The sequence below is a fragment of the Actinoallomurus acaciae genome (genome assembly GCF_042429965.1).
In the GTDB taxonomy this organism is placed as follows: domain Bacteria; phylum Actinomycetota; class Actinomycetes; order Streptosporangiales; family Streptosporangiaceae; genus Actinoallomurus; species Actinoallomurus acaciae.
This window is the reverse complement of the sequence record NZ_JBHLZP010000342.1, coordinates 1-8,992: the sequence shown is the minus strand read 5'-3', so window position 1 is coordinate 8,992 and position 8,992 is coordinate 1. Positions and strand designations below refer to the sequence as shown.

Here is an 8,992-nt window from a genome sequence, read left to right as displayed (position 1 = left end):
CTCGCCGGGCTGCAGGCCGTGGCCGGCTGGCCGGACGCTCCCCGGCCGGTGCTCGCCGGCGCGCTGCTGGCCGAGCGCGCGCTCGACGGCGACCAGGACGCGCGGGCGTTTCTTGTAGAGGAGGTCTACGAACCGCTGCGCGACGCCGGCGCCCCGCTGCTGGACACGCTGACGACCTACCTGGAGCAGGGCTCGTCGCTGGAGGCCACCGCACGGCTCCTGTTCGTCCACCCCAACACCGTCCGCTACCGGCTCAGACGCGTCACTGAGCTGACCGGTTACGTACCCGCCGACGGCCGCGCCGCCTTCACGCTGCGCATCGCGCTCGTGCTCGGCCGCTTCGTGTCGCGTCCGGCCAACTTGTAGGACCCTCACAAGGCGGGCCGCCCCAAGTTCGTATCTCACCGCATGAACACAGCGCATCCCCACGAGGCACTGTGGGATGCGTGCTCGCCATCACCGCGCCCGGGCAGGGCGCCCAGACACCCGGATTCCTCGAGGCCTGGCTCGAGCTCCCGGGGGTGACCGAACGCCTCACCTGGTGGTCGGCCGTCACCGGGCTCGACCTGATCCGCTACGGGACGACCGCCGACGCCGAGGAGATCCGCGACACCGCCGTCGCGCAGCCGCTGCTCGTCGGCGCCGCTCTCATCGCGTACGAGGTGCTCGGCGTGAAGCCCGGCCTTGTGGCGGGCCACAGTGTGGGCGAGCTGGCCGCGGCCGCGATGGCCGGCGTCATCTCCCCCGAGGCGGCGCTCGTCCTCGCCCGTGAGCGCGGCCGGGCCATGGCCGAGGCGGCCGCCGTCACCGAGACCGGCATGACCGCGGTGCTCGGCGGCGACCCCGACGAGGTGCAGACGGTCCTGAAGGAGCACGGCCTCACCCCGGCGAACATGAACGCCGCCGGACAGGTCGTCGCCGCCGGCACGCTGGAGCAGCTCGCCGCGCTGAAGGACCGGCCGCCGTCCGGTGCGCGGCTGCGCAGCCTCCAGGTGGCGGGCGCCTTCCACACCGTGCATATGGAGCCCGCGGTCGACACGCTCCGGCGCATCACGCCGGGCATGCCCGTCGCCGACCCGGGTATACAGGTGCTGTCCAACCGCGACGGCGCCGTCGTGGGGCGTGGAGGAGACTTCGTCGCCCGTCTCGCCGAGCAGGTCAGCACCCCGGTGCGCTGGGACTCCTGCATGGAGACGATGACGGACCTCGGCGTCACGGCCATCATCGAGCTTCCGCCGGCCGGGACTCTCGCCGGTATCGCTCGGCGTGCGCTGCCGGGTGTCGAGGTGGTCGCACTCAAGACGCCGGACAAACTCGACCAGGCACGCGCCGTGGCCGATGCCAGCCCCAGCGACGACACATTGGAGAACGCGTGACGTCCTTCCAGCTCCGTACCGGCGCCCCCGGGGCGCGCATCCTCGCGTTCGGCCACTACCAGCCGTCCAACGTCGTCACCAACGACGACCTCGCCAAGACCGTCGACACCAACGACGAGTGGATCCAGAGCCGGGTCGGCATCAAGCAGCGGCGGATCGCCGGGCCCGACGAATCGGTGGTCGACATGGCCGTGCAGGCGGGCGGCAAGGCCCTCGCCAACAGCGGTTTGTCCCCGGCCGACATCGACCTGGTCGTCGTGGCCACCTGCACCCAGGAGGCGCAGATCCCCAACGCGTCGGCGCAGGTCGCCACCCGTCTGGGCATCGTCTCTCCGGGCGCGTTCGACGTCAACGCGGCGTGCGCGGGCTTCTGCTACGCCCTGTCCACCGCCTCCGACGCGATCCGCGGCGGCTCCGCGCGCAACGTGCTCGTGGTCGGCGCGGAGAAACTGTCACAGTGGGTGGACTGGACGGACCGTTCCACCTGCATCATCTTCGCCGACGGCGCGGGCGCGGCGGTCGTCGGGCCGTCCGAGGAGACCTCGGTCGGGCCGGTCGTGTGGGGCAGCGCCGGCGACATGGCCGACCGCATCTTCATCAAGGACCGGAACGGCTTCCTCTACCAGGAGGGCCAGAGCGTGTTCCGGTGGACCACCACGAATCTCCACAAGGTGGCCCTGGAGGCGTGCGACCGCGCCGGCGTCGCCCCGTCGGAGCTGGCGGCCTTCGTGCCCCACCAGGCCAACCTGCGCATCGTCGAGGCGATCGCACGTAAGCTCAAGGCGGAGAACGCGATCGTCGCCGACGACATCGTGGAGGCCGGCAACACCTCGGCCGCCTCGATCCCGCTCGCCCTCTCGCGGCTCATCGAGCGCGGCGACGTGCCGTCCGGTGCCCCCGCCCTGCTGATCGGTTTCGGCGCCGGCATGACGTACGCGGCCCAGGTCGTCGAGATCCCGTAGCCCCTTGTTCCTCACTCACCCGCAGTAACAACCCGATTCAGAGGAGTAATAACACCATGGCATTGTCCGACCAGGAGATCCTCAGCGGCCTCGGCAAGATCATCGAGGAGATCGCCGGTGTGCCGGCGGCCGACGTCACCCCCGAGAAGTCGTTCGTGGACGACCTCGACATCGACTCGCTGTCGATGGTGGAGATCGCCGTCGCCGCGCAGGACGAGTTCGGCGTCGAGATCCCCGACGACGAGCTGAAGAACCTCAAGACCGTCAAGGACGTCGTCGTCTACGTGCAGGGCAAGGGCGTCTCCGCCTGAAGGGCACATCCAGCGACGAGACCACCAAGGGAGAGCGTGACCGAATGAGTACCTCCGTCGTCGTGACCGGACTGGGCGCGACCACGCCACTCGGCGGCGACGTGGCGTCGACCTGGTCCGCTCTGCTCGCGGGCCGTTCCGGCGTCAAGCCGATCGAGGCGGACTGGGCCAAGGACCTGCCGGTGCAGATCGCCGCGAGGATCGCGGTCGAACCCTCCGAGGTCCTGCCCAGGCACCGGTTGCGCCGCCTCGACCGGTGCCAGCAGTTCGCCATCATCGCCGCGCACGAGGCCTGGCGCGACGCCGGCCTCGCGTTCGGCGATGAGGAGTCGGCGGAGGGCTTCCGGGTCGACGGCGACCGGGTCGGCGCGGTCGTCTCCAGCGGCATCGGGGGCATCATCACCACCCTCGACAACTACGACACGCTGCGGGAGAAGGGCTGGAAGCGCGTCTCGCCGTTCGCCGTGCCGATGCTGATGCCCAACGGCGCCGCCGGCCAGGTGAGCATCGAGTTCGGCGCCCGTGCGGGTGCGCACGCGCTCGCGAGCGCGTGCGCCTCCAGCGCCGAGGCCATCGGCTACGGCATCGACATGATCCGATCCGGCCGTGCCGACATCGTCATCGCCGGTGGCACCGAGGCGGCCATCCACCAGCTCAACCTCGCCGCGTTCGCGTCGATGCGCGCCATGTCGACGCGGAACGACGAGCCGGAACGCGCGTCGCGGCCGTACGACAAGAACCGCGACGGTTTCGTGCTCGGCGAGGGCTCGGGCATCGTCATTCTCGAGTCCGAGGAGCACGCGCGAGCGCGCGGCGCGCGGATCTACGGAATCGCCGCCGGGGTCGGGTACTCCGCCGACGCCAACGACATCGTGCAGAACGACGCGGACGGCATGTCCAAGGCCATGAGGCGCGCGCTTGCCGACGCGGGTCTCGAGCCCGGGGACATCGTCCACATCAACGCGCACGGCACGTCCACCCCGATCGGTGACGTCGGCGAGATCAAGGCGATCAAGAAGGCGCTCGGCGACGCGGCCGGGCAGATCGTCGTGACGAGTACCAAGTCGATGACCGGGCACCTGCTCGGTGGCACCGGCGCGGTGGAGTCGATCGCCACGCTGCTCGCGCTGCGTGAGGGTCTGGTCCCGCCGACCATCAACATCGACGATCTCGACGACGAAGTCGACCTCGACATCGCCCAGGGGGAGCCGAGGAAGCTGCCCGGCGGCCCCGCCGCAGCACTGAACAACTCGTTCGGCTTCGGTGGCCACAACGTGTGCGTCGCCTTTAGGAGGCATGAGTCGTGACCGTTGTCGACAGTCGTACCCCCGCTTCGGCGGCCGAGGAGATCCCCCAGCAGGCCGAGGCCGCGCCGGACCCACGGGACCCGCGCGTCCGCCTGGAGGCGCTCTTCGACGAGGGGTCCCTGCGGCTCCTCACCGAAGAGGACGACAGCGGCGCCATCGCGGGCGTCGGCCGGATCGAGGGCATGCCCGTCGCGGCCTTCGCCAGCGACCCGCGTGTCCAGGGCGGCGCTCTGGGCGCGGTGGGCTGTGAGCACATCGTGCACGCGTACGACCACGCGGTGCGCGAGCGCCTGCCGATCATCGGCCTGTGGCACTCCGGCGGTGCCCGCATCGCCGAGGGCGTCGAGTCGCTGCACGGTGTCGGCCGGATCTTCGCCGCGATGACCCACGCCTCGGGCGTGGTGCCGCAGATCTCGGTCGTGCTCGGCGCCGCGGCCGGCGGGGCCGCGTACGGCCCGGCGCTGACCGACATCGTCATCCTGTCCGAGGGCGGCCGCATCTTCGTGACCGGCCCGGACGTCGTCCGCTCGGTCACCGGTGAGGACGTCGACATGGCGGCGCTGGGCGGCCCCGAGCCGCACAGCAAGCGCAGTGGCGTCGTGCACATCGTGACCAAGACCGACGCCGAGGCCCTGCTCAAGGCACGCCGGGTCGCGTCGCTGTTCGGCCACCAGGGCCGGCTGCGCCCGGAAGAGGTGGACGAGGTCGACCTGTCCGGCATCCTGCCGGAGAACCCGCGGCGTGCCTACAACGTCAAGCCGATCGTGGCCGGCCTGCTCGACGAGGGCTCGGAGTCGATCGAGCTGCACCCCAAGTGGGCGCCGAACATCACGACCACGCTGGGCCGCCTCGGCGGCCGTACGGTCGGGATCATCGCCAACAACCCGATGCGGCTGGGCGGCTGCCTGGACGCGACATCGGCGGAGAAGGCGGCGCGGTTCGTCCGGATGTGCGACGCGTTCGGGGTGCCGCTCATCATGGTGGTCGACGTCCCCGGCTACCTGCCGGGCGTGGGCCAGGAGCACGACGGCGTGGTACGGCGCGGGGCGAAGCTCCTGCACGCGTTCGCCGAGGCGGTCGTGCCGCGGGTGACGCTGGTGACCCGCAAGCTGTACGGCGGCGCGTACATCGCGATGAACTCCCGCGCCCTGGGCGCGACGCGCGTCTTCGCCTGGCCGACCGCCGAGGTCGCGGTGATGGGTTCGGTCGCCGCGGTCCGCATCCTGCACCGGCGCAAGCTGGCCGCCGTGCCGGAGGAGGAGCGCCACGCGCTGGAGGAGCAGCTCGCGGCCGAGCACGAGAAGGTCGTCGGCGGCCTCGAGCGGGCGCAGAACATCGGCGTCATCGACGAGGTCATCGAGCCCGCGAAGACCCGCCGCGCGATCGCCCAGGCGATCGCCGAGGCCACCCCGGCCCGCGGCGCGCACGGCAACATCCCTCTCTAGAGGTGGACCGGGCCAAGGCCCGGAGACCGCCATACACGGCACGCCCCGTCCAGGTTCGTCCTGGACGGGGCGTTTCGGGTTCCTGGCCCGATCGCCGATAAGCCGGCCGAGCCTTCGCGTCCCGCTCCGGGGAACCCGATCGCGGATTCGGGGAAAAGCGGGTGAAGCGCACACCGCGTTCGGCCGGCTCACCGGCCGCAAGAGACAGGAGCCGTATGACTGTGACGACGCTACAGGGCGTGAGTGACGCCGCTGTTATCGAGCAGTCTTGGCAGGTGCCCGGGGTGTTCGCCGTGCTGTACGAGCGGCACGCGCCCCACATCATCCGTTACGTCGCCCGCCGGCTGGGTGACGATCTCGCCGATGACGTCACCGCCGAGACGTTCTACCGGGCGTTCGAGAAACGCCGACGTTACGACCTTGAACGCCCGGACGCCCGGCCATGGCTGTACGGGATCGCCGCCAACGTCATGGCCCAGCACCATCGCAGGGAGACCCGGATGCTGCGGGCGTTCGCCCGCAGCGGCGTCGACCCCGTGGCCCAGGCCTACGGCGGTCAACTGGACGGCGCCGACGACCGGCTGACCGCCGCCGGGATGCACCGGTCGCTCGCGGTGGCCCTGGCCGGTCTCAGCCGGGCGCACCGGGAGGTCCTGCTGCTGGTCGCCTGGGCCGATCTGTCCTATGAGGAGACGGCCCAGGCGCTGGGCACCTCCGTGGGAACGGTGCGGTCACGGCTGCATCGGGCCCGAAAGAGGATCCGCGCCGCGCTCGGCACCGAAAACCCCCTGTTCGTCGGCGATGAAGGCTGAGGTACCTATCGTGAACGACCTGGATCTGGTGCGCACGATGCGCGCCGATGCCCCCATCCCGTCGCAGCAGCGTCTGGACACCGGCCGGGAGCGTCTGCTCGCGGCCATCGACTCCCCCTCCGCGGCACGGCGCACCGCGCGCGCCGGCCGGCGTCTCGGCGGCGTACGGGGCATGCTCCTCGCCGGCGGAGTGGCCGTCGTCGCCGCCGGTGTGGCCGTGGCCACCCAGGTCGGCGGCTCGCCCATCACGCTGCACAGCTCCCCCGCCGCGGAGTCGGCCAAGTACGCGGACCCGCTGGTGGAACGCGCGGCCTTCGGCTGGCTGCCGGACGGCCTGCACGCCAACGGCTACGTCGCCGACCATCAGCACGAGAAGTTCTTCCAGACCACCGCCCAGGGAGGGAGGCGCGGGGCCACCGTGACCCTCACCGCGTACGAACGCGGCAAGGAGCCGTTCCTGGGATACCTCCCCGGAGGTGTCCCGGCCAGGCGGATCCCCGCCAGGTCCGTCAACGGCCACCACGCCTACTGGGTCTTCGAACCGGACCCGTCCGGACAGTCGTCGTTCCAGCTTCGCTGGCAGTACGCCCCGGGCTCCTGGGCCGACCTCCAGGCCGACGGGCTGCGGGGGGACCGCGCCGAGCTGACCAGGACGGCGTACCGGATCGCCGCGGCCGCGACGTTCGGCAGCGGCCGGCCGATCGCCATGCCCCTGCACGTCGGCGGTGTGCCCGGCGGGCTGAGCCCGGATCGGACGGTGCTCAACAACGGCGCGTACGGGCAGGTCGGCGCCATCGTGGGGTACGACGCCGGCGGACCGTCGTCCAGCCTGGGCATCAGCGTCACCAAGTCGGACGGCACCATCGGCACCGGCGTCGCCGACAAGCCCGGCGCGCCCATCAAGGGGAATCCCCGCCCCAACACGAAGCTGCGCGGATACCCCGCCTACCAGGCACCCGGCCTGTTGTACGTGTACGGAGTCAACGGCTTCGACGTCCAGATCGACGCGTCCGGCGCGGTTCTGGCGAAGGTGAACAAGGCGGGCGGGATCGCGGGCCTGTTCAGCAGGTTGACGGTTCTCGGCACCGACCAGGCGAACTGGACCACGAACCCGATCAACTGATCCTCGTCGCCGGTACCGCCCTTCCGGGAGGTACCGGCGGCATCCACGCCCGGCCGGGGCGCTGACGGGTGCCCGTACGACGGCGCGTCCCCGTGTCGCTCCCCGCGCGTGGGACGGCCGGCTCCGGCCGGAGCGGCCCGACGGCAGGCCGCTTCGGTCCGGTCACCCGGTCACGTACATGCTCAGCCCGCGGCGTGCAGCCAGCGGACCGGTGCTCCGTCGCCGGCGCGGCGGAAGGGCTCCAGTTCGTCGTCCCACGGCTTGCCGAGGAGCCGGTCGACCTCGTGCTCGAAGGTCGCCTTGCCCGCCATGGCGTTGGCCATCGCCGCGCGCAGGCGGTCTTCGGGCACGTGGACGTCGCCGTTCGCGCCGATCACGGCGGTGAAGGCGCCGAGGGAGGGCGTCACGCTGTAGCGGACGCCGTCACATCCGGGCGTGGCGTCCTCGGTCACCTCGAAGCGCAGCAGGCGCCAGTCGCGCAGCGCCGACACGATGCCGGCCGCTGTGCCGGAACGACCTTCCCAGCACAGTTCGGTGCGCATCGTCCCTGGTGCCGCGGGCTGATCGCTCCACGGCAGTGAGACGGGCACACCGAGTACGCCTGCGGCGGCCCACTCGATATGAGGGCACAGCGCAGGCGGCGCTGAGTGGACGTAGAAAACGCCACGTGCGGACACCGGACCTCCTGGGAGCGTTGCGAGGTTCGTCTTCCCCAACGTCCTCGCGCCAGACGGGACCGAATGACCGCATGGTCATTGTGCCTCATGCTCATCACTCGCACCAGACCGCATGCCGTTCCTGCGGACTGAGCATGAATTGTGCGTGTTTCCACGGACACCCTGGACGACGCCGGGTTTCCTGGTTCCCCGCCATGCCCGGAGCCCGGCTCCGGCCACGATCACAAGGGCGAGCCAGGGCACGTAGTCGCCGTGACGGTCGTACGGCGTGCGGCCGTGCGCCGGCGTCACCTCGACGACGACCGAACCCCGCCGGGGCGTGTCCATCCAGGCGATCCGCCGCCCTCGCTCGTCGAACGCGGCCGACACCCCGGTCAGCGCCGCCTGCACCGCGGGCCGCCCCGTCTCGGCCGCCCGTACGGCGCCGAGCGAGGCATGCTGCGGCGGCGCCCAGCTGTTCTGGAACGTCGAGGTCGCCGACTCGTACACCAGGACGCGGGCCCCGCGGTTCACGACCGTGCGGGCCAGGTCGGGGAAGGTCGACTCGAAGCAGATCAGCGGCCCGAAGGAGACGAGGCCCGCGTGCATCATCACGACGCCCGTGCCGGGCACGCGGTCCTGCTTGGCCGCCTTGCTGATGTGGGTGAGCCAGCCGAGCGTGGTCCGCAGCGGGATGTACTCGCCGAAGGGCACGAGACGGTTCTTGACGTACCGGGCCCGCTCCCCGTCCGGCCCGATGAGCACCGCGCTCTTGGAGATCCGCCCGCCGGCGTCCCGCGCGTCCTCGTTGACGAGCAGCGGGCCGTGCGCGCGGGCGAGGGCGGCCAGCCGGGCCACCAGGTCGGGCCGCCGGCGCAGGTCGAAGCCCACGCTGCTCTCGCCCCAGACCACCAGGTCGACCTTTGGCAGCACGGCCGTGATCCGCTCCCCCGCGTCGAAACGCGTGTCCGCGCCGACCATGACGCCCGGCTGCACGAGC

Annotated in this window: 10 protein-coding genes; 8 read left to right on the top strand and 2 right to left on the bottom strand. The window is 71.5% G+C overall.

The annotated features are described in order from the left end of the window. The 8 genes from ACFFNX_RS33530 to ACFFNX_RS33495 form a co-directional block, all read left to right on the top strand. The coding region (locus ACFFNX_RS33530) for a PucR family transcriptional regulator (protein ID WP_378209882.1) at positions 1-366 on the top strand (366 nt) is incomplete at its 5' end. Positions 367-446: 80 nt separating this feature from the next. Continuing rightward, positions 447-1,376 carry an ACP S-malonyltransferase gene (locus ACFFNX_RS33525; RefSeq protein ID WP_378209881.1) on the top strand — a complete coding sequence of 310 codons (930 nt, stop codon included), beginning with the start codon at positions 447-449 and terminating at the stop codon, positions 1,374-1,376. After that, entirely contained in the window at positions 1,373-2,338 is a 966-nt protein-coding gene (locus ACFFNX_RS33520) for a beta-ketoacyl-ACP synthase III (RefSeq protein WP_378209880.1), read from the top strand. Before ACFFNX_RS33525 ends, ACFFNX_RS33520 begins: the two co-directional genes overlap by 4 nt. A gap of 56 nt (positions 2,339-2,394) precedes the next feature. Further along, a complete protein-coding gene (locus ACFFNX_RS33515; RefSeq protein ID WP_378209879.1) occupies positions 2,395-2,649 on the top strand; it encodes an acyl carrier protein in 255 nt (84 codons plus the stop codon). 44 nt (positions 2,650-2,693) lie between these two features. Further along, entirely contained in the window at positions 2,694-3,956 is a 1,263-nt protein-coding gene (gene fabF, locus ACFFNX_RS33510) for a beta-ketoacyl-ACP synthase II (RefSeq protein ID WP_378209878.1), read from the top strand. Beyond that, positions 3,953-5,401 (top strand): acyl-CoA carboxylase subunit beta, encoded by a 1,449-nt coding sequence (locus ACFFNX_RS33505; protein ID WP_446678542.1) that lies wholly within the window; start codon positions 3,953-3,955, stop codon positions 5,399-5,401. The genes fabF and ACFFNX_RS33505 overlap by 4 nt, the downstream gene beginning before the upstream one ends. A 215-nt stretch (positions 5,402-5,616) precedes the next feature. Beyond that, the gene (locus ACFFNX_RS33500) at positions 5,617-6,213 is read left to right on the top strand and encodes an RNA polymerase sigma factor (protein WP_378209877.1); all 597 of its coding nucleotides are present in this window, start codon (positions 5,617-5,619) and stop codon (positions 6,211-6,213) included. Between the two features lie 10 nt (positions 6,214-6,223). Next, positions 6,224-7,336 (top strand): hypothetical protein, encoded by a 1,113-nt coding sequence (locus ACFFNX_RS33495; protein ID WP_378209876.1) that lies wholly within the window; start codon positions 6,224-6,226, stop codon positions 7,334-7,336. A gap of 182 nt (positions 7,337-7,518) precedes the next feature. Here the strand turns inward: ACFFNX_RS33495 and ACFFNX_RS33490 are convergent, their stop codons facing one another. Together ACFFNX_RS33490 and lnt are read right to left on the bottom strand one after the other, a co-directional pair. Beyond that, positions 7,519-8,013: a DUF3145 domain-containing protein gene (locus ACFFNX_RS33490; protein ID WP_378209875.1), complete on the bottom strand. Its 495-nt coding sequence runs from the start codon at positions 8,011-8,013 to the stop codon at positions 7,519-7,521. Between the two features lie 75 nt (positions 8,014-8,088). Then, positions 8,089-8,992 (bottom strand): apolipoprotein N-acyltransferase (lnt, locus tag ACFFNX_RS33485; RefSeq protein ID WP_378209874.1); only part of this gene is annotated, 904 nt, incomplete at its 5' end.